The 22,646-nt window shown below is 57.6% G+C and carries 27 protein-coding genes; 15 read left to right on the top strand and 12 right to left on the bottom strand.

The genetic code is table 11. From position 1 onward, the window contains the following. Positions 1 to 143: 143 nt before the first annotated feature. The 6 genes from HGT1_RS13745 (at position 144) to HGT1_RS13720 (ending at position 5,499) form a co-directional block, all read left to right on the top strand. The gene (locus HGT1_RS13745) at positions 144 to 704 is read left to right on the top strand and encodes a F0F1 ATP synthase subunit delta (protein WP_176250537.1); all 561 of its coding nucleotides are present in this window, start codon (positions 144 to 146) and stop codon (positions 702 to 704) included. After that, on the top strand, positions 705 to 2,243 hold the full coding sequence (gene atpA, locus HGT1_RS13740; RefSeq protein ID WP_176250536.1) for a F0F1 ATP synthase subunit alpha: 1,539 nt from the start codon (positions 705 to 707) through the stop codon (positions 2,241 to 2,243). It begins immediately after the preceding gene. Positions 2,244 to 2,257: 14 nt separating this feature from the next. Then, complete coding sequence (locus HGT1_RS13735; RefSeq protein WP_176250535.1) at positions 2,258 to 3,136, top strand: F0F1 ATP synthase subunit gamma; 879 nt, start codon at positions 2,258 to 2,260, stop codon at positions 3,134 to 3,136. 19 nt (positions 3,137 to 3,155) lie between these two features. Next, complete coding sequence (gene atpD / locus HGT1_RS13730) at positions 3,156 to 4,580, top strand: F0F1 ATP synthase subunit beta (protein ID WP_176250534.1); 1,425 nt, start codon at positions 3,156 to 3,158, stop codon at positions 4,578 to 4,580. A gap of 12 nt (positions 4,581 to 4,592) precedes the next feature. After that, entirely contained in the window at positions 4,593 to 5,030 is a 438-nt protein-coding gene (locus HGT1_RS13725) for a F0F1 ATP synthase subunit epsilon (protein WP_176250533.1), read from the top strand. Between the two features lie 127 nt (positions 5,031 to 5,157). Next, a complete protein-coding gene (locus HGT1_RS13720) occupies positions 5,158 to 5,499 on the top strand; it encodes an H-type lectin domain-containing protein (RefSeq protein WP_176250820.1) in 342 nt (113 codons plus the stop codon). Positions 5,500 to 5,517: 18 nt separating this feature from the next. On the opposite strand, the gene HGT1_RS13715 is transcribed toward HGT1_RS13720, so the two are convergent. Beyond that, positions 5,518 to 6,537 (bottom strand): ribose-phosphate pyrophosphokinase, encoded by a 1,020-nt coding sequence (locus HGT1_RS13715; RefSeq protein ID WP_176250532.1) that lies wholly within the window; start codon positions 6,535 to 6,537, stop codon positions 5,518 to 5,520. Between the two features lie 109 nt (positions 6,538 to 6,646). On the opposite strand from HGT1_RS13715, the gene HGT1_RS13710 reads away from it, so the two are divergent. Together HGT1_RS13710 and HGT1_RS13705 are read left to right on the top strand one after the other, a co-directional pair. Next, positions 6,647 to 7,243 carry a 2-hydroxychromene-2-carboxylate isomerase gene (locus HGT1_RS13710; protein WP_176250531.1) on the top strand — a complete coding sequence of 199 codons (597 nt, stop codon included), beginning with the start codon at positions 6,647 to 6,649 and terminating at the stop codon, positions 7,241 to 7,243. After that, complete coding sequence (locus tag HGT1_RS13705) at positions 7,240 to 8,022, top strand: alpha/beta fold hydrolase (protein ID WP_176250530.1); 783 nt, start codon at positions 7,240 to 7,242, stop codon at positions 8,020 to 8,022. The genes HGT1_RS13710 and HGT1_RS13705 overlap by 4 nt, the downstream gene beginning before the upstream one ends. 9 nt (positions 8,023 to 8,031) lie before the next feature. On the opposite strand, the gene HGT1_RS13700 is transcribed toward HGT1_RS13705, so the two are convergent. The 6 genes from HGT1_RS13700 to HGT1_RS13675 form a co-directional block, all read right to left on the bottom strand. Further along, on the bottom strand, positions 8,032 to 9,069 hold the full coding sequence (locus HGT1_RS13700) for a low specificity L-threonine aldolase (protein WP_176250529.1): 1,038 nt from the start codon (positions 9,067 to 9,069) through the stop codon (positions 8,032 to 8,034). Continuing rightward, entirely contained in the window at positions 9,069 to 9,539 is a 471-nt protein-coding gene (locus HGT1_RS13695; protein WP_176250528.1) for a YcgN family cysteine cluster protein, read from the bottom strand. The genes HGT1_RS13700 and HGT1_RS13695 overlap by 1 nt, the downstream gene beginning before the upstream one ends. Next, a complete protein-coding gene (locus HGT1_RS13690) occupies positions 9,536 to 10,468 on the bottom strand; it encodes a bifunctional riboflavin kinase/FAD synthetase (protein WP_176250527.1) in 933 nt (310 codons plus the stop codon). Before HGT1_RS13690 ends, HGT1_RS13695 begins: the two co-directional genes overlap by 4 nt. 115 nt (positions 10,469 to 10,583) lie before the next feature. Beyond that, positions 10,584 to 11,027: a MaoC family dehydratase gene (locus tag HGT1_RS13685; protein WP_176250526.1), complete on the bottom strand. Its 444-nt coding sequence runs from the start codon at positions 11,025 to 11,027 to the stop codon at positions 10,584 to 10,586. Positions 11,028 to 11,118: 91 nt separating this feature from the next. Then, on the bottom strand, positions 11,119 to 11,991 hold the full coding sequence (locus HGT1_RS13680) for a TIGR01459 family HAD-type hydrolase (protein ID WP_176250525.1): 873 nt from the start codon (positions 11,989 to 11,991) through the stop codon (positions 11,119 to 11,121). Between the two features lie 84 nt (positions 11,992 to 12,075). Then, positions 12,076 to 12,648, bottom strand: coding sequence for a TetR/AcrR family transcriptional regulator (locus HGT1_RS13675; RefSeq protein ID WP_176250524.1), 573 nt, complete (start codon positions 12,646 to 12,648; stop codon positions 12,076 to 12,078). Between the two features lie 99 nt (positions 12,649 to 12,747). Here HGT1_RS13675 and HGT1_RS13670 point away from each other — a divergent pair, with 99 nt between their 5' ends. Further along, complete coding sequence (locus tag HGT1_RS13670) at positions 12,748 to 13,314, top strand: carboxymuconolactone decarboxylase family protein (RefSeq protein ID WP_176250523.1); 567 nt, start codon at positions 12,748 to 12,750, stop codon at positions 13,312 to 13,314. A 94-nt stretch (positions 13,315 to 13,408) separates the two neighbouring features. Here the strand turns inward: HGT1_RS13670 and HGT1_RS13665 are convergent, their stop codons facing one another. Further along, positions 13,409 to 14,329 carry a manganese-dependent inorganic pyrophosphatase gene (locus HGT1_RS13665; RefSeq protein ID WP_176250522.1) on the bottom strand — a complete coding sequence of 307 codons (921 nt, stop codon included), beginning with the start codon at positions 14,327 to 14,329 and terminating at the stop codon, positions 13,409 to 13,411. Positions 14,330 to 14,462: 133 nt separating this feature from the next. Here HGT1_RS13665 and HGT1_RS13660 point away from each other — a divergent pair, with 133 nt between their 5' ends. From HGT1_RS13660 to HGT1_RS13645, 4 genes are all read left to right on the top strand, one after another. Then, positions 14,463 to 15,143 carry a DUF2161 domain-containing phosphodiesterase gene (locus HGT1_RS13660; RefSeq protein ID WP_176250521.1) on the top strand — a complete coding sequence of 227 codons (681 nt, stop codon included), beginning with the start codon at positions 14,463 to 14,465 and terminating at the stop codon, positions 15,141 to 15,143. 175 nt (positions 15,144 to 15,318) lie between these two features. Next, positions 15,319 to 15,606, top strand: coding sequence for a co-chaperone GroES (locus HGT1_RS13655; RefSeq protein ID WP_093915555.1), 288 nt, complete (start codon positions 15,319 to 15,321; stop codon positions 15,604 to 15,606). A 75-nt stretch (positions 15,607 to 15,681) separates the two neighbouring features. Continuing rightward, positions 15,682 to 17,325 carry a chaperonin GroEL gene (gene groL / locus HGT1_RS13650; RefSeq protein ID WP_176250520.1) on the top strand — a complete coding sequence of 548 codons (1,644 nt, stop codon included), beginning with the start codon at positions 15,682 to 15,684 and terminating at the stop codon, positions 17,323 to 17,325. Positions 17,326 to 17,434: 109 nt separating this feature from the next. After that, entirely contained in the window at positions 17,435 to 18,283 is an 849-nt protein-coding gene (locus tag HGT1_RS13645; RefSeq protein WP_176250519.1) for a DMT family transporter, read from the top strand. On the opposite strand, the gene HGT1_RS13640 is transcribed toward HGT1_RS13645, so the two are convergent. Further along, the gene (locus tag HGT1_RS13640; RefSeq protein ID WP_176250518.1) at positions 18,249 to 18,701 is read right to left on the bottom strand and encodes an NUDIX domain-containing protein; all 453 of its coding nucleotides are present in this window, start codon (positions 18,699 to 18,701) and stop codon (positions 18,249 to 18,251) included. The genes HGT1_RS13645 and HGT1_RS13640 overlap by 35 nt on opposite strands. Before the next feature lie 71 nt (positions 18,702 to 18,772). On the opposite strand from HGT1_RS13640, the gene HGT1_RS13635 reads away from it, so the two are divergent. Further along, the gene (locus HGT1_RS13635; RefSeq protein ID WP_176250819.1) at positions 18,773 to 19,582 is read left to right on the top strand and encodes a triacylglycerol lipase; all 810 of its coding nucleotides are present in this window, start codon (positions 18,773 to 18,775) and stop codon (positions 19,580 to 19,582) included. Then, positions 19,569 to 20,711, top strand: coding sequence for an alpha-D-ribose 1-methylphosphonate 5-triphosphate diphosphatase (locus HGT1_RS13630; protein WP_176250517.1), 1,143 nt, complete (start codon positions 19,569 to 19,571; stop codon positions 20,709 to 20,711). Before HGT1_RS13635 ends, HGT1_RS13630 begins: the two co-directional genes overlap by 14 nt. Here the strand turns inward: HGT1_RS13630 and HGT1_RS13625 are convergent. The 3 genes from HGT1_RS13625 to HGT1_RS13615 form a co-directional block, all read right to left on the bottom strand. Beyond that, on the bottom strand, positions 20,701 to 21,768 hold the full coding sequence (locus tag HGT1_RS13625) for a 5-(carboxyamino)imidazole ribonucleotide synthase (protein WP_176250516.1): 1,068 nt from the start codon (positions 21,766 to 21,768) through the stop codon (positions 20,701 to 20,703). The genes HGT1_RS13630 and HGT1_RS13625 overlap by 11 nt on opposite strands. After that, positions 21,761 to 22,249, bottom strand: a complete 489-nt coding sequence (purE, locus tag HGT1_RS13620; protein WP_176250515.1) for a 5-(carboxyamino)imidazole ribonucleotide mutase — start codon at positions 22,247 to 22,249, stop codon at positions 21,761 to 21,763. The genes HGT1_RS13625 and purE overlap by 8 nt, the downstream gene beginning before the upstream one ends. A gap of 71 nt (positions 22,250 to 22,320) precedes the next feature. After that, positions 22,321 to 22,545: a YdcH family protein gene (locus HGT1_RS13615; protein ID WP_176250514.1), complete on the bottom strand. Its 225-nt coding sequence runs from the start codon at positions 22,543 to 22,545 to the stop codon at positions 22,321 to 22,323. Positions 22,546 to 22,646: the final 101 nt, after the last annotated feature.

Genomic DNA, 22,646 nt, shown 5'->3' with positions numbered 1-22,646 from the left:
ACCTCACTATACTGTGTTGCGGGACGCAAACCTGTCTGCTACATCGGCCCTGATTTAGACGTCTTGGGTTAATTCAAGCCGCGCCAACACCCCGGTGACGCGAGTTATTCGCATATCCGGCACTGACGTACGAGAGGATGGACGTGTCCGAAACAGCATCAATCTCTACAGGTATCGCAAATCGTTATGCGACTGCCGTGTATGAACTGGCCTCTGAGGCCAAAACCCTTCCACAGATTGAAACCGATCTTGATGCGCTGCAAGCCTCTTTGGCTGACAGCGAAGATTTCCGGGACCTGATCCATTCGCCGATCTACACGCGCGAACAGCAGGCTTCCTCTATCAGCGCCATCGCCAAAAAGATGGGTCTGTCTGATACAATGTCTAAAACGCTGGAATTGATGGCAAACAAGCGTCGCTTGTTTGTTCTGCCCCAGCTGATCCAGAACCTGCGCGAAATCATCGCGGTGGAAAAGGGTGAAGTCACAGCTGATGTGGTTTCGGCCAAGGCGCTTACCAAGGCGCAATCTGATAAATTGTCCAAGTCGCTTGCTGCGACAACCGGCAAAAAAGTAACGTTGAATGCGACCGTTGATGAATCCCTCATCGGTGGTCTTATCGTCAAAGTGGGCTCCAAGATGATCGACACGTCGATCCGCGCAAAGCTCAATTCCCTCCAGAATGTAATGAAAGAGGTCGGATAAATGGGTATCCAAGCTGCAGAAATTTCTGCGATCCTTAAGGACCAGATCAAGAACTTTGGTCAAGAAGCAGAAGTAGCCGAAGTTGGCCGGGTTCTGTCCGTCGGCGATGGTATCGCTCGTGTATACGGTCTGGACAACGTCCAAGCCGGCGAGATGGTCGAATTCCCCGGTGGCATCATGGGCATGGCCCTGAACCTTGAAACCGACAACGTCGGTGTTGTTATCTTTGGTTCCGACCGGGACATCAAAGAAGGCGACACAGTCAAGCGCACCAACTCCATCGTGGACGTGCCAATCGGCAACGGCCTGCTGGGTCGTGTTGTTGACGGTCTGGGTAACCCCATTGACGGCAAAGGCCCCATCGCATCCACAGAGCGTGGCCTTGCAGATGTTAAAGCCCCCGGCATTATCCCACGTAAATCGGTTCACGAACCAATGGCGACGGGCCTCAAGTCCGTTGACGCGATGATCCCCGTTGGCCGTGGCCAGCGCGAATTGATCATTGGTGACCGTCAGACTGGTAAAACAGCTGTCGCACTTGACGCGATCCTGAACCAACAGCAAGTCAACGCCGCCGCTGGCGACGACGAGAGCAAGAAAATGTACTGCGTGTACGTTGCGATCGGTCAAAAGCGTTCGACAGTTGCCCAGCTTGTTAAAAAGCTCGAAGAAACCGGCGCGATTGAATATTCCATCGTTGTTGCCGCAACAGCGTCCGAGCCTGCACCAATGCAGTACCTCGCGCCTTACTCTGCGACAGCCATGGCGGAATTCTTCCGCGACAACGGCCGCCACGCTTTGATCATCTATGATGACTTGTCCAAGCAGGCTGTTTCTTACCGTCAGATGTCCCTGTTGCTGCGTCGTCCACCCGGCCGCGAAGCTTACCCAGGTGACGTTTTCTATCTTCACTCCCGGTTGCTTGAGCGTTCCGCCAAGCTGGGCGATGCGGCTGGTAACGGCTCGTTGACTGCTCTGCCGATCATCGAAACCCAAGGCGGCGACGTTTCGGCGTTTATTCCGACAAACGTGATTTCGATCACCGACGGTCAGATCTTCCTTGAAACCGAACTGTTCTACCAAGGCATCCGCCCTGCTGTGAACACCGGTCTGTCGGTTTCGCGCGTTGGCTCCTCGGCTCAAACCAAAGCAATGTCTTCTGTTGCTGGTCCGGTTAAGCTGTCCTTGGCTCAGTACCGCGAAATGGCGGCCTTTGCTCAGTTCGGTTCCGACCTTGATGCGTCCACACAGCAGTTGCTGGCCCGTGGTGCACGTCTGACAGAACTGATGAAGCAGCCACAGTACTCCCCACTGACCAACGCAGAAATCGTCTGCGTCATCTATGCGGGTACAAAAGGCTTCCTTGACAAGATCGACGTCAAGCAAGTCGGTCGCTTTGAAGCTGGCCTGCTGGCGCACCTGCGCAGCAAGCACGCTGATCTGATGAAAGACATCACCGAAAACGATCGCAAGGTGAAGGATGAGTTGGAAGACAAGATCAAAGCCGCCATCGAATCTTTCGCCGCTGACTTCGCTTAAGGGAGGGAAGGCAGATGCCAAACCTCAAGGACCTAAAAAACCGGATCGCGTCGGTGAAAAACACCCGCAAGATCACGAAAGCCATGCAAATGGTTGCCGCGGCGAAACTTCGCCGCGCGCAGGACGCTGCCGAGCAGTCACGCCCCTACACAGAGCGTTTTAACGCTGTGATGTCGCGGCTGGCCGCGTCGGTAGGTGGATCGGATTCCGCGCCCAAACTGCTAAGCGGTACAGGCGAGAATAAGGTACACCTGCTGGTGGTCATGACCGCGGAACGCGGTTTGTGCGGTGGTTTCAACGCCAACATCGCAAAGCTTGCCAAAATCCACGCCCGCCGCCTGATCGGCGAGGGCAAGGAAGTCAAAATCTTGACTGTTGGTAAAAAAGGCCGCGACAGCATTCGTCGCGAGTTTGCCAAGAACATCGTGGGTCATGTTGACCTGACCGAAGTCAAGCGCGTGGGCTATGCCGACGCGCAAGGCATCGCGAAAGATGTGCTTGGTCGCTTTGACGCGGGTGAATTTGATGTCGCAACGATCTTTTACGCAAAGTTCGTGAACGTCGTCAGCCAGACCCCAACGGCACAGCAGATCATCCCTGCCTCCTTCGAAACCGAAGAAGGCGCGGGCGAGGCGACAACATTGTTCGATTACGAGCCCAGCGAAGAGGCCATCCTGGCTGACCTGCTGCCGCGCGGCGTCGCAACAGCGATCTTCTCGGCTCTGCTGGAAAACGCGGCTTCTGAACAGGGCGCGCGGATGTCTGCAATGGACAACGCGACACGTAACGCCGGTGAGATGATCGAAGATCTGACCATCGAATATAACCGTTCCCGTCAGGCCGTCATCACCAACGAGCTGATCGAAATCATTTCCGGCGCGGAAGCGCTGTAAGGTATTGGAGAAAAACGACATGGCACAAGCAGTCGGTAAAATTACACAAGTCATCGGCGCCGTCGTCGATGTGCAGTTCGAGGATCACCTGCCAGAGATCCTTAACGCTGTAGTAACAGACAACCACGGCAGAAAGCTGATCCTCGAAGTGGCTCAGCACCTTGGCGAAAACACAGTGCGCACCATCGCGATGGACGCGACCGAAGGCCTTGTTCGTGGCCAGAAGGTTGAAGACACAGGCGCGCCGATCTCGATCCCCGTGGGTAACGCCACATTGGGTCGCATCATGAACGTTGTGGGCGAGCCCATCGACGAAAAAGGCGAAATCGCATCGACCGAGCGTCGCTCGATCCACGCGGACGCGCCCGAGTTCTCCGAGCAGTCCACAACATCCGAAGTTCTGGAAACAGGCATCAAGGTTATCGACCTTTTGGCACCCTACGCCAAAGGTGGTAAAATTGGTCTGTTCGGTGGTGCCGGCGTTGGCAAAACCGTTCTGATTATGGAACTGATCAACAACATCGCCAAAGTGCACTCCGGCTACTCCGTTTTCGCGGGTGTGGGCGAGCGTACACGTGAAGGTAACGACCTTTACCACGAGATGATCGAATCCAACGTTATCAACCCTGATGATCTGGAAAAATCGCAAGTGGCGCTGGTGTACGGCCAGATGAACGAGCCTCCAGGTGCGCGTATGCGTGTTGCTTTGACAGGTCTGACATTGGCCGAACAGTTCCGCGACCAGTCCGGTACAGACGTTCTGTTCTTCGTCGACAACATCTTCCGCTTTACCCAAGCGGGCTCCGAAGTTTCGGCTCTGCTCGGCCGTATTCCTTCGGCGGTTGGCTACCAGCCAACACTGGCGACCGACATGGGTGCGATGCAAGAGCGTATTACATCGACCAAATCCGGTTCGATTACATCGGTGCAAGCCGTTTACGTTCCTGCGGATGACCTTACCGACCCTGCGCCTGCGACATCGTTTGCGCACCTTGACGCGACAACCGTTCTGGACCGTTCGATCTCGGAAAAGGGTATCTACCCTGCCGTTGATCCGCTTGGTTCGACTTCGCGCTTGATGGACCCGTCCATCGTTGGCGAAGAGCACTATAACGTTGCCCGTGACGTTCAGGGTGTTTTGCAGCGCTACAAGTCGCTTCAGGATATCATCGCGATCCTCGGCATGGACGAATTGTCAGAAGACGACAAACTGGCCGTGGCCCGTGCACGCAAGATCGAACGTTTCCTCAGCCAGCCTTTCGACGTTGCCAAGGTATTTACCGGCGCCGACGGCAAGCAGGTTCCTTTGGAAGAAACAATCCAGTCGTTCAAGGCTGTTGTTGCGGGTGAATACGACCACCTGCCCGAAGGTGCCTTCTACATGGTTGGTGGCATCGAAGAAGTGAAGGCGAAAGCCGAGAAAATGGCGGCTGACGCCGCTTAAGGAGCGCTGACAATGGCAGACACAATGCAATTCGACCTCGTTTCGCCAGAGCGGCGGCTGGCCTCGATGCAGGTGACGGCCGTTCAGATTCCAGGGTCTGATGGGGACATGACAGCTATGGCTGATCATGCCCCCACGATCACCACGTTGCGCCCCGGTGTGCTGCGTGTTGAAGGCCCGGAAGGTGCTACGGAATACGTTGTTACAGGCGGCTTTGCCGAAATCTCAGCCAATGGTGTGTCGGTTCTTGCCGAACGTGCCGTGCCCAAGGGTGACATGACCCAAGCGCATCTGGACGAGATGATGGAAGAAGCCAAAACAATGTACGCGACGGCCAAAGACAACTTTGTCAACGAGCCGGGCCCCGTAGATGACGCAGCCAAGCTGCTGTCTGATATGGTTGCTCTTGGGGATCACATCGGTTTGACCAGTAAACAAGCAAACCTTTGACCACCAAGTCGATATAGTGATTAAAAGGCCTCGCACTGCGGGGCCTTTTCTGTTTTGGATACCGTCACTAAGATCATTAAATCTGCACGAATAACGAGTTACGGAAAAGTGTCGCTCAATGAACCGGATGAATGGAAATACCGTAGGCGTTGAAAGCGGGGAAACCGTGCTTTTCTCGGACTTTGAAGATGGCGGCGAAATGTGGACTGGCAAAGGTCAGCGCGAACGCCGTCAGCATATTATCTTTTCCACCCCGTTCAAGGATATCCCGACGGTTCAGGCCTCCTTGGCGCTGTGGGACGTGGATAATGCCACGGTGATGCGGGCCGATCTGCGGTCCGAGAATATTGCCGAAGACGGTTTTGATCTGGTGTTCAGAACATGGGGCGACACGCGTGTGGCACGTGTCAGGATCGCGTGGTTCGCGATTGGCCCGCTTCCCCAAGAGGAAGACTGGGACGTCTATTAGACGCCCCTGAAACTTAGCTTAGCTTGGATTGTACATGCCGTCATAGATCGGCTCCAGGGATTCTGCGTCAAACAGGGAGGACACGGATGTGCCGTTCCAGATGTTCAAAATCGCCTGTGCAAAGATCGGCGCGGTTGGCACGATTCGGATGTTTTCAGCCTGCTTGACCGCTTCGGTCGGCTGGATGCTGTCGGTGATGACCAGTGACTTCATCACCGAATCCTTGATGCGCTGAACCGCTGGGCCAGACATGACGCCGTGGCTGATGTAGGAATGCACTTCCTTGGCACCGGCTTCCAACAGAACCTCTGCCGCCTTGCACAGCGTACCAGCCGTATCGCAGATGTCGTCCACGATCAGGCAGACTTTGCCAGTCACATCACCGATCACGGTCATTTCAGATACTTCGCCCGCTTTTTCGCGGCGCTTGTCCACGATCGCAAGGGGGGAGTTGATGCGCTTGGCCAGTTCGCGGGCCCGTGCAACACCGCCAACATCAGGCGAAATCACCATCAGCTCGTCCATGCGGTCCTTGAACTCGTTCTTGATATCAAGCGCGAAAACAGGCGACGCATAAAGGTTGTCGACCGGAATATCGAAAAAGCCCTGAATCTGCGCGGCGTGCAAATCCATTGTCAGAATACGCTCAATGCCTGTGCCGACCATCATATTGGCGACCAGCTTGGCTGTGATGGGGGTACGCGCCTTGGTGCGGCGGTCCTGGCGGGCATAGCCGAAATAGGGCAACACGGCTGTGACACGCGCAGCGGATGACCGGCGCAGCGCATCGGCCATGACCAGCAGTTCCATCAGGTTATCGTTTGCGGGGTTAGATGTTGGCTGGATGATGAACATATCCTCGCCGCGCACGTTCTCGAACACTTCGACAAAAATCTCGCTGTCGTTGAAACGTTCCACCCGTGCATTGACCAGTCCGACGTTGACACCGCGGTGCAGCGACATGCGCCGTGCAATCGCTTTTGCCAGTGGCATGTTTGCATTACCCGAGATCAGTTTCGGTTCAGATGTTTGAGCCATGTGCAAAGGGTCCCCGGTTGCATAACATGTTACAGAATCGTGACGTTGACACCGCTTAACATGACCTTACCGTCTGGCAAAGCTGCACAGGACGGGATCGGAGACCTTAATGCCCCATATCGACTATTTTTTTGCAACACTTTCGCCATATGCCTACTTAGCGGGTAATCGGCTTGAGGAAATCGCGTCAAAGCATAATGCGACGATCACCTATAAACCCTTCGATCTGATTACGGCATTTGGCCGCACCGGGGGCCAGCCGCCAAAAGACCGCCATCCCAGTCGGCAGGCATATCGCGCGATGGAATTGCCGCGCCAGGCCAAGAAACTGGGGATGCCCTTCAAGCTGCAACCGGCGTTCTGGCCCACCAACGGCGCACCGTCATCCTATGCGATCATTGCAGCCCAGGACGAAGGCGGCGATGTCGGCAAGCTGTGCCAGCTGATCATGCATGCCGTCTGGGTCGAGGACCGCGATATCGCCCAAGACGATGTGGTCCGCGATTGTCTTGCCAAGGCCGGATTTGACCCCGCCATCGCTGACAAAGGGTTGCTGAAAGGGGCGGATACCTATGCCCGCAATCTGGAGGAAGCGGTCGAAAAAGGCGTGTTCGGTGCGCCGTTCTATATCCTTGAAGATGGCCAGAAGTTCTGGGGCCAGGACCGTCTCGAAGACCTTGAAATGCATCTGGACGGTCGTCTGTGACCCTCGACACCTTTACGCGCAGCTTTGGTCGTGGTCCGCGCAAGGCCTTGGCCATTCACTGTACCCTGGCCCATTCGGTCGCATGGCGCGGCGTGGCCGAGGCCTTGTCCGATGATATGACCCTGCTGGCCTATGACCTGCCTTCCCACGGGAAATCCGGTGACTGGGACGGGCAGGGCAACGTGCATGACGTGGCCACCGATATGGCGCGGGCGTTGTTGACCGAACCGATGGATATCATCGGCCATTCCTTTGGTGCGACCGTGGGCCTGCGTCTGGCAATCGAAAGCCCTGAACTGGTGCGCAGCCTGACCATGTTCGAACCGGTCTATTTCGCCGCCGCCGTGGTGGATGACCCTGACCGCGTTGCCGCCGCTGACCGCAACAGCGCCGCCTTCAACGCGGCCTATCAAAGCGGTGACATGATGAAGGCCGCCCGCGTGTTCAACACCGGCTGGGGCGATGGCAGCGGATGGGAACAGACGCCCGAAAAGCTGCGCCAGTATATGGCTGACCGCATCCACTATGTACCAGCCAGCCAGCCGTTTTTGCGTGATGACAGCGCCGGACTGCTGAAGCCGGGAATGTTCGAACGGGCGACAATGCCGGTGCTGCTGATGGATGGCGCGACGTCGGGCGATATGGCCTTTGCGATCAACGAATCCCTGGCCAGACGGCTGCCAAATGTCACCTGCCGAACGGTTGCGGGGGCAGGGCACATGGCACCGCTAACCCACCCCGCAGCCGTCGCGGATGAAATTAGGTCGTTTCTGGCATAAACCTAACGCCTAGAAATGTGAAAGAAACTGGTCGATTGCAGGCTTGCCGATCGACCAGTCGCACACCAGCCGCGCGCCGATGAATTCCTCGGGATCGTCGCCGTCAAGCGACCCGTTCCAGATGTAATATTTGGCACCCGCGTCATGCAGCTTTTGGTGAATGCGGCGCGGCCAGCTGGCGAAAACCATGTTGGCATCGGGCTGGTGCAGAAACGTAGCCCCCGCCGCGCGCAACCCGTCAACAAGATGCGCGGCATTGTCATTGGCCTGCTGTGCCATCGTCATCCACAGGTCGTCCTGCATGTATCCCGCCATTTGCGCGGACAGGAAACGATGCTTTGAAAATAGATGCGCCCCACGCTTGCGGCGCAATTCGAACTCCCAGGCTTTGGCGGGGTCAAAGAACACCACGGCCTCGACCCCCATGCAGCCATTCTTGGTGCCGCCAAAACTGACCACATCAACGCCGGCTTTCCATGTCATTTCCGCCGGCGTACAGCCCAACGCCACCATCGCATTGGCAAAGCGCGCACCATCCAGATGCACGGGCAGGTCATAGTCCTTGGCCACAGCCGTCAGGGCGCGGATCTCGTCCAGCGTATGCACCGACCCGCGCTCGGTCACTTGGGTGATCGACACCGGCCCGCGCTGCGCTGCATGCACATTGCCGTCAGGGTGCTTTTCAATGGCGCGGCGCAAGGCATCCGGCGTCATCTTGTCGTCGGTCTCGATCACCGTCAGCTTGGCCGCACCGGCATAGAACTCGGGCGCATTGCATTCGTCTTCATTGATGTGGGATGTCGTCGAACAGAAGATCGTCTGCCACGGCTGGGTATAGCAGGCCAGTGCCAGGGCATTGGCCGCCGTGCCCGTCGCCACCAGATAAACCGCCGCCTCAGGGGCCTCGAACGCCGCGCGGATCGCATCGCGCACCTCGTCCATGATCGCATCCTTGCCATAGGGCATCGCGTGCCCCTCGTTGGCCTGTACCAGCCGCGTCATGATCTGCGGATGAACTGGGCCTGCATTGTCAGAGGCAAAAAACATCAGGTCGGCTCCTCAATAATGTGATCTTCCCATTCCTCGAACGGGGTGTCGAACTCGGATACGGTATTGTATTGCACAGAAATCCCGGCAGTGTGCACAGTGTCGGGGTCACCGGAGATCAGCGGATGCCAGTCATGCAAGGGCTTGCCCTCCCACAGCAGCCGGTAGGCGCAGGTCAGCGGCATCCAATAGGCATGTGTATCCAGATTTTCCGGCTTGAGCACGATGCAATCAGGGACAAACTGATGCCGGTTTTCGTAATGGGTGCAGCGACAGGTCGAATCATCCAGCAACCGGCAAGCCACGCGGGTCAAGGCGACCTCCTGCGTGTCCTCATCCTCAAGCTTGTTCAGGCAGCATTTGCCACAGCCATCACACAGCGCTTCCCACTCGGCGGGGGACATCTGGGCAAGCGGCTTTTTCTCCCAGAACCGTTTCGCCAATCCCTTTGGTGCAATCGGATCGGTCATAGCGCGGCCAGAAGTGCACGCGCCTGCGCACTGTCGGCATCCATCTGCGCAATCAACGCATCCAACCCGTCAAATTTTTCCTCGCCGCGCAGATAGTCAACCAGTGCGACCGAAAGATGCTTGCCATAAAGATCGCCTTTGAAATCAAAGATAAACGTCTCAAGGTTGGCTTTGTTCTCACCAAACATCGGTCGGACCCCAAGGCTGGCCACCCCGTGATAGCGCCCGGCCTGGGGGCCTTCCAGCACATCGACCAGCACGGCATAGACCCCGAAAGCGGGCGGATGCAGGCCGTCAATCGACATATTCGCCGTGGGATACCCCAATTCGCGGCCGCGTTTCTCACCGTGCAGGATCGGCCCCTCGACACGGTGCCAATGGCCCAGCATCCCGGCGGCGTCGCGCGGTTTTCCTTGCGATAGCGCGGCGCGGATCGCCGTCGACGACACGGTGCTTTCGCCCTTGGCCATCAAGGGGGCGATGGTGACGCCAAACCCCATTTCAGCCCCGAAACCGGCCAACATCTCAGCCGTGCCGGCCCGCTTTTTGCCAAAGCAGAAATCGGCACCAATCACCACGTGACGCAGGCCCAATCCGTCAACCAACACGTCTTTGGCAAACCCGCGCGGGCTCAGGCCCGACAGCGCGGCATCAAACTGCAATTCGTATAATTTCTGAACGCCCAGCTTTTCCAGCTGATGCGCCCGTGCTTCGGCCCCCATCAGCCGAAAAGGCGGTGCGGTGGGCGCAAAAAACTCGCGCGGATGCGGCTCAAAGGTAACAATACCCAAAGGCGCGTCCGGCTGGGCACTGCGCGCCAGATCGATAACCGACCGATGCCCCAAATGCACCCCGTCAAAGTTTCCGATGGCAACCGAGGCCCCGCGATCGGACGCATTTACAAACTGATAATCTCGAATGATGTCCATGGGCTAGGTCGTAGCCCCGTCTGACCCGACTGACAAGCAGCGCCCCACCTTCTCTGGCTCAAAAATATCCCGGGGGCGTGGGGGCTGGCCCCCACTTGGCGCTTATGTGGGGGATTCAGTCGAACTTGCGCGAAGGTGCCAGAACCGTGGCTTCACCGATCAGCACTTTCTTACCCTCGACAGCGCAATGGCATTCCAGCCGCACGCGGCGCTTTGCAAAATCAATGTCGATCACCTTGACCTCGGCATAGACCATGTCGCCGGGGCGCACGGGGGCCAGAAACTTGAGCGACTGGCCCATATAGACCGTGCCATGACCGGGCAGCTGCTCTCCGATCACGGCCGAGATCAGGCCGGCGGTCAGCATGCCATGGGCGATGCGCCCTTCGAAAATCGTGTCGCGGGCATAGTCGTCATCCAGATGTACCGGATTCCGGTCGGTTGAAATCTGTGCGAACATTTCGATGTCTTCGTCTGTCACGACCTTTTGCAGATAGCGGGACATGCCCATTTCGATATCTTCGATACAGATCGTTCCGCGCGGAAGGTTATCCAACATGCTACACCCTTCAAGTAATAAAGTGACGCGCCCGAAGGCGTTTGAGACACTTAATTACTTTGCAGGCGCAGAAAAGCAAGCGAAAAATGGGTCAGCGCAGGTGTCCTATGGTATAGGTTGGCGACGACATTTCCTGTTCGAGGTAATGATTTAGCGCTTCAGGCTCGGGCTGTGTCGTTGTTTTGGTCTCGTCCGCGGCCAGCCCGCCCGAGATAAAGAGCGAATCGATATCCTCGCCCATCGCGCCCTTGACGTCGGTTTGGGCTCCGTCGCCGATGGCCAGAATATCGCTGTCGGCGATGTCACCGGCCACAGCAAAAAGCCGCCGCCGCGCCAGATCATAGATGGGGGGATGCGGTTTGCCGAAATACAGGCTTTCGCCACCCATTTCCGTATAAAGTGCCGCAACCGCCCCCGCGCACCATTCACGCACGCCGCCCCGATCGACCACGATATCGGGGTTCGCGCACAGCAGTTTCAGGCCTTTTTGCTTGGCCAGCAGCAGCTGCGGGCGCAACACGCTTGGGTCGTCCATCGGATCAAACGGTCCGGTGCAAACGATCCCTTCTGCATCGTTCAGATCGACCTTGGTAATTTCAATCGGGTCTTCGATGATGGCGATGGGGTCAAAGAAATTTTTGTCGCTGGGCGGGCCAAGATGCCAGACATTGCTGCCCACTGTGCCGCGATACATCGCCGACCGCGCAGAATCGCCCGAGGTCGCGATGTCGTCCCATGCGTCTTCCGGCACGCCGAAATGGGTCAGCTGCTTTTTCACGCCCGCGCGGGGGCGGGGGGAGTTGGTGACCAGGATCACCTTGCCGCCGGTCTTGCGATAGGCTTGCAGGGCAGTGACCGCATCGGGCAGGGCCTTGACCCCGTCATGGACGCAGCCCCAAAGATCGACAAACAACGCTTCATACCGGTCCGAGATTTCGAAAAGGTTGTTGATAATTTGGGTCATGGGCGGCGGTCCGATCTGCAATGGGTTTCCCCCGCAGAAAGCATACATCCCAAGGCGGGGCAACAACCTGCGCGGGGTCAGCGGCTAGAGCTTGGCCAGATTTTCAGCGATCTCAACCGCGATGGCATCGGCATCCACGCCTTCGCGTTCGGCCGACACGCGCAGCCCCAGCACATCGGATTGATACCTGCGGGCCAGGCTGTGCGGATCGTGCGCCGCGCCGATGTCACCTGCGGCCTGTGCTTGCGCGAACAGCTCCGCAAAAAGCTGCTCCATCTTCAAAAGATGTTCGTTGGCCTTTTGCGCCAAGGGGTGCCTGTGCGCCTGAAGTTCAAGCAGGGTTTTCGATAGCATACATGCTTTGGCGGGGGCATTATCATTGCCGATGGCCATTTTCGGAAAGCGTTGCAGCGCGTTCAGGGGGCCGAACTCGCTGGCCAGCGCCCTCAAGCGTTCGGCCCCGTCTGTAGCGTATCGTTCAAGGGCCAGTTCGAACAACGCGTCTTTCGACCCGAAGGCGGCATAGAAACTGCCGGGTTTCATTTTCAGGGACGCCTCAAGATCCTTTAGCGACGTGCCCGCCCACCCGCGCTGCCAAAACAGATCGCGGGCGCGGTCGATCAGGTCGTTGCGGTCATAGTTGGGTTTGCGGGGCATTGGATCACCTGATCTTGAACGGTCACTCAATTATATACTTGAGCGATCGCTCAATAAAGCCTAAACCGAGGGTACAGACATAAATTAAAGGATGCCCAGATGACTTTCCCGTCCCACGATCTTGATTCCGCGCCCGAAGCGTCCAAGCCGCTGCTGGAAAAATCGCAAAAGGCGTTTGGCCGTTTGCCCGGTTTGCACAAGGTTCTGGCCGAAAGCCCGCAGGCCTATGAGGGCTATCAGGTGCTGCACAAGCTGTTCACCGAGACGGATTTCGACGCCGAGGAACTGACCGTGGTCTGGCAGGCGATTAACGTCGAAAACGAATGTCACTATTGCGTTCCTGCCCACACCGGCATCGCGAAAATGATGAAAGTATCCGAGGAAATCTCCGAGGCGTTGCGCAATGAAACCCCGCTGCCCACGCCTAAGCTGGAAGCGCTGCGCTGCTTTACCGTGCAGATGGTCCGCGACCGCGGCAACGTGACTGACGCACAAATGCAGGCGTTCTTTGGTGCAGGTTACGGCCACAGCGCTGTGCTGGATGTGATCTTGGGGATGGCTCAGAAAACCATGTCCAACTACGTGAACCACGTCGCACAAACACCCGTCGACGAGGTGTTCAAACCCCTTGCCTGGGACCGCAGCGATACACCGTTGAAGGTCTGAGCGCAGCACCCTTGCAGTGCGTCGAAATGAAAAAAGGCCCCCTTTATCGAAAGGGGGCCTTTTGCGTTTCCTACCATGCCGAAGCTTGGCTGGATCAGACTTTCAGGTTTGGAATGATCTGCTTTTTGCGGCTCATGATGCCGGGCAGCACGACCGTGTCGCCGGTAACTGTCGCGCCAAAGCTTTTCTCGGCCACGGATTTTGTCAGATCGTTGGGGATCAGCATTGTGGCTTCTTCGTTCAGGATATCGACCACGAACAGCAGCACCTGATCGGCACCGTCCTCGGTTGCCACGCCGGGCATGGCGGCCATCAGCGCGTCTTTGCGGTCCAGCACGGTCTTGGGCGATGTGGTTTCCAGAACCGAAACGCGGAATTGCTTGCCGCCGACTTCGTATTCCTTGCTGTCCATGCGCAGCAGTTCCGCTTCGGAGAACGACGACACGTCGGATTTTGCAGCGAACATTTGTGCGGCGTAATCGGCAATGTCGATGCCCAGATCTTTGGCCAGTGCATGGGCGATTGCGGTGTCTTCTGGGGTTGTGGTCGGGCTGCGGAATTCCAGCGTGTCGGACAGGATACAGGTCAGCATCGCGCCTTTGATGTTGGTGGGCATCTGCGCCATGTCATCGCCGATCAGTTTGTACATGATCGTGGCGGTACAGGCCAACGGCTCCATCACGATGTGGATCGGGCCTTTGGTTTCCAGGCCGCCGACCAGTTTGTGGTGGTCGATGATCGCCTTGATGTCCGCGTCATTGATGTTGTCGGGCAGTTCGGCAGGGTTGTTGGTGTCGACGATCACGACGGGCTGGTCGGCTTCGACGCTCGAAATGATCTGCGGTTTGTCCAGCTTCCAGTGGTCTAGCATGAACAGCGCTTCGGTGTTGGGTTCACCCAGCAGGGCGGGGGCGGCATCGACACCTGCGATCTGGTTCAGGTACCAGGCCCAGATGATCGGGCTGCCGGTGCTGTCGGTGTCGGGGGATTTATGGCCAAAAACAAGCGTTGTCATATGCGGTTTCCTGCAAAGGGGAGGGTTGGATTTTCGCGCCTTATAGGGGGCAGTGCGGCACTTGTCACCACCTTGAACATCGCGGGTGTCTTGGGGGTTCTCAGGACGGGGGCATTGCTGTTAGCTAATGGCTATGAACAGCCCACGCGAAACCGATCTGTACCCGCCTGTGAAATCCTTTCTCGAGGATCAGGGATATGTGGTGAAAGCCGAAGTCGGGGCCGCGGATGTGGTGGCGATCCGCGGCGAAGAACCGCCGGTGGTGGTGGAACTGAAGCTGGGGTTTTCGCTGGCGTTGTTTCATCAATGTGTTGAACGGTTGAAGGTCAGCGATGACGTCTATCTGGCCGTGGTGCATAAGCCGGGCAAGCCGTTTTACAAAGCGGTCAAGGCGAACACCGTGCTGGCGCGGCGGTTGGGGCTGGGGCTGATGACGGTGCGGCTTTCGGACGGGCTGGTGTCGGTGCATTGCGATCCGGGGCCCTATGCGCCGCGCAAGAACGTGAAACGCAAGGCGTCTTTGTTGCGTGAATTCGCGCGCCGTCAGGGCGACCCCAACGATGGCGGGCAAACGCGGGCGGGGTTGATCACAACCTATCGCCAGGACGCGCTGAAGCTGGCGGTTTACCTGTTCGAGGCCGGTGCCAGCAAAGGCGCGGATGTGGCCCGCGAGACCGAAGTGGTGCGCGCAACCGCAATGATGCGCGACAATCACTATGGCTGGTTCGAAAAAATCGAAAAAGGCATATATGGCATCACGGCCGAAGGGGCCCAGGCCGTGGAAACCAGCGCACGGGTCCTGGGGACCGGCTGATTTTGGCCTGTGGTTCTGACTGTTTAAATTTTTCGCGATACAATGGTTGACTAGGGCAGGGGACATCCTTAGCTAAACGTCGTTAGCACTCGAGGGTACTGAGTGCTAATGGCCGCTTCCCCGCACGGGGGAACGTGGCTTGGGAGAATAACTTTGAGCCTTAAGGAGCTGAAAGATGGCATTAAAACCGCTTCACGACCGCGTGTTGGTGCGTCGCACCGAAAGCGAAGAAAAAACCAAGGGTGGCTTGATCATCCCTGATTCCGCAAAAGAAAAGCCAGCTGAAGGCGAAATCGTTGCTTGTGGCGAAGGCGCACGCAAAGACAGCGGTGAGCTGATCGAGATGGCTGTAAAAGCCGGTGACAAAGTTCTGTTCGGCAAATGGTCCGGCACCGAAGTCACGCTCGACGGCGAAGAGCTTCTGATGATGAAAGAAAGCGACATCATGGGGATCCTGTCCTGATTTCAGGACAGCCGGGGGCCTAGCGCCCCACCCAAGATACGCTGACATCAAAACAAGAATTTAGGAGAAGACACTATGTCTGCTAAAGACGTAAAATTCGGGACCGACGCCCGTAACCGTATGCTCAAGGGTGTAAACATCCTTGCCGACGCGGTCAAAGTCACGCTGGGCCCAAAAGGCCGTAACGTGGTTCTGGACAAATCCTTTGGCGCACCGCGCATCACCAAAGACGGTGTATCCGTAGCCAAAGAAATCGAACTGGAAGACAAGTTCGAAAACATGGGCGCACAGATGGTCAAGGAAGTTGCTTCCCGGACCAATGACGAAGCAGGCGACGGTACAACAACCGCGACTGTTCTGGCCCAAGCCATCGTTAAAGAAGGCATGAAATCGGTTGCCGCTGGCATGAACCCGATGGACCTGAAGCGCGGCATCGACATGGCAACAGCACGTGTTGTCGAAGCTATCCGCGCAGCGGCACGCCCCGTATCCGACAGCGACGAAGTTGCTCAAGTCGGTACGATCTCTGCCAACGGCGAAGCTGAAATCGGTCGTCAAATTGCTGACGCGATGCAGAAAGTCGGCAACGAAGGCGTTATCACTGTTGAAGAGAACAAAGGTCTGGAAACAGAAACCGATGTTGTTGAAGGCATGCAGTTCGACCGCGGCTACCTGTCGCCATATTTTGTCACCAACTCCGACAAAATGACTGTTGAACTGGAAGACGTGATCATCCTGTTGCACGAAAAGAAACTTTCGTCGCTGCAGCCAATGGTTCCTCTGCTCGAGCAGGTCATCCAGTCGCAAAAGCCACTGTTGATCATCTCGGAAGATGTTGAAGGCGAAGCGCTTGCAACTCTGGTTGTGAACAAACTGCGCGGCGGTCTGAAAATCGCAGCGGTCAAAGCACCTGGTTTCGGCGATCGCCGCAAAGCCATGTTGCAAGACCTTGCAATCCTGACCGGTGGTCAAGTGATCTCCGAAGATCTGGGCATGAAGCTTGAGTCCGTTACAATGGACATGCTGGGTTCCGCCAAGAAAGTAACCATCACCAAAGACGAAACAACAATCGTTGATGGCGCTGGCGAAAAGGCCGAGATCGAAGCACGTGTTGCCCAGATCCGTAACCAGATCGAAGAAACCACTTCCGATTACGACCGTGAAAAGCTGCAAGAGCGCGTTGCCAAACTGGCCGGCGGTGTTGCTGTGATCCGCGTTGGCGGCATGACAGAGATCGAAGTAAAAGAGCGCAAAGACCGCGTTGACGATGCATTGAACGCGACACGTGCCGCTGTTCAAGAAGGTATCGTTGTTGGCGGTGGTGTTGCACTGGTTCAAGCCGGCAAGAAACTTGAAGGTTTGACAGGCGACAACAACGATCAAAACGTTGGTATTTCCATCGTGCGCAAAGCACTGGAAGCACCGCTGCGTCAGATCGCTGAAAACGCTGGTGTTGACGGTTCCGTTGTTGCGGGCAAAATCCGCGAAAGCGACGACCTGAAGTTCGGCTTCAACGCTCAAACCGAAGAATATGGCGACATGTTCAAATTCGGCGTGATCGACCCTGCGAAAGTTGTTCGTACTGCTCTGCAGGACGCGGCATCCATCGCCGGTCTGCTGATCACCACTGAAGCCATGGTTGCTGATCGTCCGTCGAAAGACGGCGGCGGCGGCATGCCCGATATGGGTGGCATGGGCGGCATGGGCGGCATGATGTAAATCACGCCGTAGGGTTCTAGAACCCTTCGCTGACAGAATTAAGGGGTGCATCTTTTGGTGTGCCCCTTTTTCGTTGGCACGCCCCACGCGGCTGGCCTAAGCAGTCGACATGCGTATTTTCCTTTTGACCGCCCTTGTGATGATCGCCTTTGCTGCGAATTCCGTTTTGACCCGCTTTGCCATTGCGGGCGGGCATATCGACCCCACCGGATTCGCCGTGGTGCGGGTCGTGTCGGGTGCTGCGATGCTGTGTCTGTTCTTGTGGCTGCGCGGCAGGTGTTTGCAGGTTTTCAGCCGGGAACGTGCCTTTGGCGCGCTGACGCTGGCGGTTTATATCATCGGGTTTTCACTGGCCTATCTGACGCTGGATGCGGGGCTGGGGGCCTTGATCCTGTTTGGTGTGGTGCAGATTGCGATGTTTGCCCACGGGGCCGCGTTCGGGGTCACGCCGACACCGCGCAAGATGATCGGCGCGGCCGTGGCCTTTGGCGGGTTGGTGCTGGTGTTGTGGCCCGGTGCCGGGGTACAGGTTGATCCCATCGGTGCGGCGCTGATGATTGCTGCCGGTCTGGGCTGGGCCGCCTATACGATTATCGGCAAAGGGTCGGATGATCCGCTGGCCAATACCGCTGGCAACTTCTTGATCTGCGCGCCCGTTGTTGCGTTGTTGATGCTTGTGCAGCCGTCGTTTTACACCCCCACGGGGCTGATGGTCGGCATGCTGTGCGGTGCTGTGACATCGGGGCTGGGATATGCGTTATGGTACGCGGTCTTGCCGAAGCTGATGCAATCCACCGCGGCTGTCGTGCAACTGTCTGTGCCCGTGATCGCGATTGTGGCGGGGGCTGCTGTTCTGGCCGAACCGCTGGGCCTCAAGGTCATCTTGGCGACCGTTCTTGTCCTTGGGGGCATCGGGTTGGCGGTCAGCGCACGATCAGCTCAAGCGGGTCATAGCTGATCGGGGCTTCGTCGAACGCAATCTTGATCAAGCTGTCGGGTTTGACCCGCAGCTGCGCCATCTGGTCTTGGGTCACCCACCGCCGGTCTGTCACGATATTCTCAACATCCTGCCACTCGGGGGCAAGCTCGGCTGACCCGATAACCGTGCAGCGGAAATAGAAATCGACCTGATGAAAGCCGGCTGCCGGATCGTGAAATTCATTCACCAGACAGGGCGCGCCCACATCAATCCGCAGGCCCGTTTCCTCAAATACCTCGCGGGCCAGATTGTCGGGAAGGGATGCCCCGACTTCGACCCCGCCGCCGGGGGCGCACATCAGATCGCTTTTGCCGTCGGGATATGCGTTAACCAGCAACAGCCTGCCTTGGTGAAGCAAGACAGCGCGTACCGCCAGTCGCGGGCTATTTTTCGCCATTTGATGCTCTTTCAATGATCGGTGCTGTCAAAGCATTTCACATGCTGGAATTTCAGTCTATCTGGTCACACATGAAAATCATCACCGCGCCGTTTATTTTATTTTTCGCCCTGAGCAGCGCAGCCGTCGCCCAGTCGGATCTGGCGCAGGCCGGTGTTGGCCGCTGCGTGGTGCTTTTGCACGGTCTGGCGCGCACAGAAACATCCTTTGCCGTCATGGAAGCCGCGCTGGAGACCGAAGGCTACAAGATCGTCCGCCCCGGATATCCCTCGACCGAGGCCCCGGTCGAAGAACTGACACGGCGCACGTTGCCCGATGCGGTTGCGGCCTGTGGCACGGAAAAAGTCGATTTCGTCACCCATTCGATGGGCGGTATTTTGTTGCGGCAATGGGTGTCTGAAGTCGGCGACGAACGGGTGGGCCGCGTGGTGATGCTGGCCCCGCCCAACCACGGCAGCGAGGTCGTCGATGCCTTGGGCGATATCGCCGCGTTTGACTGGATGAACGGGCCTGCGGGCGCACAGATGGGGACCGGTGAAAATTCATTGCCTCTGCGATTGCCGCCGGTGACCTTCGATCTGGGGGTGATTGCAGGAACACAATCGCTGAACCCCTATTTTTCGTCGCTTTTGCCGGGGCGTGATGACGGCAAGGTATCGGTGAAATCCACCAGAGTAGACGGCATGAGGGATTTTCTGATGCTGCCGGTGACCCACACCTTTATCATGATGAACCCCACGGTGATCGCGCAGACGATGGCCTATCTGAACACCGGAAAATTCGACCGCTCGCTCAGCTTTGTTGATGCGGTCCTTGATTCCATTGGTTGCCCCGAAGGGGATTGCCTGCCCTGCGCGGAGGATGAAAATGCTAAACCTTGATCTGACAGGCGGGCAAATTCTGGGCGAGGGCGGGCTGGACCAGCGCGTTCTGTCGATTGCAGGCGGGCTGGTTGTTGACGCGCCGCAAGCGCGGTCGATCGACCTGAGCGGCTATATGGTTTTGCCCGGCATCGTCGATGTGCATGGCGACGGCTTCGAGCGTCACCTTGCCCCGCGACGGGGCGCGATGAAGACGCTCTCGGAAGGATTGGTCGCTGCCGAGGCCGAGTTGGCCGCGAACGGGATCACCACTGCCGTGCTGGCGCAATTCGTCAGCTGGGAAGGCGGGCTGCGCGGCCCTGAATTCGCCGAACAGGTGTTTGAAGCGATGCGCAGCACCGCGCCCGGATTGGTCACGGACCTGCGCGGACAGTTGCGCTTCGAGACGCATATGCTTGATCTATATGATGAAATCCCCCAGCGGATGGCCGATTGGGGATTGTCCTATATCGTGTTCAACGACCATCTGCCGCATGACCGTCTTTCCCAGGACCGCGTGCCAAAACGTATGGTTGCCCAAGCGCTCAAGGCGGGGCGGAACCCGGACGCGCATCTGAAACTGATGCAGGAATTACATGCAAACCGCGATGCGGTGCCTGCTGCGCTGGACGATCTTTGCCGAACGCTTGCTGCTCAAGGCATTCAAATGGGCAGCCATGATGACACCACGGCGCAGGGCCGTGCCGCGTGGCGCAAGCGTGGTGTTCAGGTGGCCGAGTTCCCCGAAACGCTGGAGGCCGCCGAGGCCGCCGCCGCTGCCGGGGATCTGGTGGTGCTGGGGTCGCCCAATGTGGTGCGCGGCGGGTCGCATAATGGCAATGTGTCGGCGGTCGATCTGATTATGATGGGCGTCGGTGCGGCATTGGCGTCGGACTATCACTATCCCTCGCCACGCCGTGCGGCGTTCATGTTGGCCGACAGCGGCGTCATGCCGTTGCACGATGCGTGGCGGCTGGTATCGGCGGGGCCAGCAGGTGTTTTGGGGCTCACAGATCGTGGCGATCTGAGCCTTGGCAAACGTGCCGATCTGGTGGTGCTTGACGCGAAAACCCGCCGCGTCGCGATGACGATGGCGGGCGGGCGCGTCAGCTATATGTCGGGCGATATCGCGATGCGTTTTACCGCTTGATCGTGTTGACGTGGCCCATTTTGCGGCCCGCTTTGACATCCGTTTTGCCATAAAGGTGCAAGGCCGTGTCGCGCTGTTTTGCCAGCTCCGGCACGCGGTTCATGTCGTCACCAATCAGGTTTTCCATCACCACATCCGCATATCGGCTGCCGTCGCCCAGGGGCCAGCCCGCAATGGCGCGAATGTGCTGTTCGAACTGGTCAATGGTGCAGCCATTTTGCGTCCAATGGCCTGAATTATGCACGCGCGGGGCGATTTCATTGACGATAAACCCGTGGGGCGTCACGAAAAGCTCGACCCCCAGAACACCGACATAATCCAGCGCGTTCAGTATCTTGGCGGCCATCAACACGGCATCCATTCGCAGCGAGGCCGAGATATTTGCAGGTACGGTCGTCGTGTGCAGGATGCCATCGCGGTGGACATTTTCGCCGGGATCGAAACAGGAAACCTCGCCCGAGGGGCTGCGCGCCGCGATCACGGATACTTCGGAGGTGAAGCTCACGAAGCCTTCCAGAACAGCGGGGCTGCCGGCCATATCATCCAGTGCTGTCTGCGCGTCATCGGCGCTGCGCAAGCGCGACTGACCCTTGCCGTCATAGCCAAAGCGGCGCGTTTTCAGGATCGACGGGGTTCCGATGGTTTCAAGGGCCGCGTCAAGATCTGCGGCGCTGGCGATGTCGGCAAAGGGGGCGACACGCAGGCCCAGTCCCTCAAGGAATGTCTTTTCGGTCAGGCGATCCTGACTGGTGCGCAAGGCCTCGCGGTTTGGGTGGATCGTGCGGATGGTCTCGATCACGTCCAGCGCTTCGGTCGGAATATTTTCGAATTCATAGGTGACGATATCAACGGCATTGGCAAAGGCCCTGAGCGCGTCAACATCATCATAGCCAGCCGTGGTCACGCGGTGGGCGACATCGGCGGCCGGCGGGTTCGCACCGGGTTCAAAGATATGCGTGCGAAACCCAAGCCGTGCGGCAGCAACAGACAACATACGGCCCAGCTGGCCGCCGCCCAAAATGCCGATGGTGGCACCGGTTGGCAATGGATCAGTCATCGACAGGCTCCTGTGGGATAGAGGCGCTGAGCGCCGTGCGCCAGTCATCAAGCCGTTTGGCAAGGGCATCATCTTGAAGCGCCAGAATGCCAGCGGCCATCAACGCCGCATTGGCGGCACCCGCAGCCCCGATCGCCATGGTGGCAACGGGGAAACCACGTGGCATTTGCAAAATGGAGTAGAGTGAATCGACACCCGACAATGCCTTGGTCTGCACCGGCACGCCGATCACCGGCACGCGGGTTTTTGACGCCATCATACCGGGCAGATGTGCCGCACCGCCCGCACCGGCGATGATCACCTGCAATCCACGGTCAACCGCAGTTTTGCCATAATCCCACAAACGGTCTGGGGTACGGTGGGCCGAGACGATCTTGGCCTCATAGGCGATGCCCAATTCATCCAGCAGGGTGGCTGCTTCGCGCATCGTGCTCCAATCAGATTGAGAGCCCATGATGATACCGACGGGGGGATTTTTCATGCAGGATACGCCTTTATAAGATCGCCTAAGAAGCGCGTACTATAGCCATCAAAAAAGGGGTGGCAATCGGGTCAGGCCGTAATATCGGGGGTTAGCCGGTCTTCGATCTGGGCGATCAGGTCTTTCAGGCGCAGCTTGCGCTTTTTCAGCCGTTGCAGCGTCAGCGGATCTGCGGTGCCCTTTTCAACAAGCGCGTGGATTGCATCGTCAAGATCGCGGTGTTCTCGGCGGAAAACAGCAAGTTCGACGCGCAAGACGTCGTCGTTTTTCATCGACAGGTCAGTTGGGGCATTCATAAGGCTGGGTGATTCTTCTTTTGCTTAGATCTTATAACATAAGCGTTAGCCAATCATTGGCATAGCCCTTGCTTATGCCACATCACCTCCCCATATTTACC

It is taken from the genome of Sulfitobacter sp. HGT1 (assembly GCF_013282155.1).
Lineage (GTDB): Bacteria > Pseudomonadota > Alphaproteobacteria > Rhodobacterales > Rhodobacteraceae > Sulfitobacter.
The sequence above is the reverse complement of the archived record's forward strand: the minus strand, read 5'-3'. Positions and strand labels throughout refer to the sequence as shown.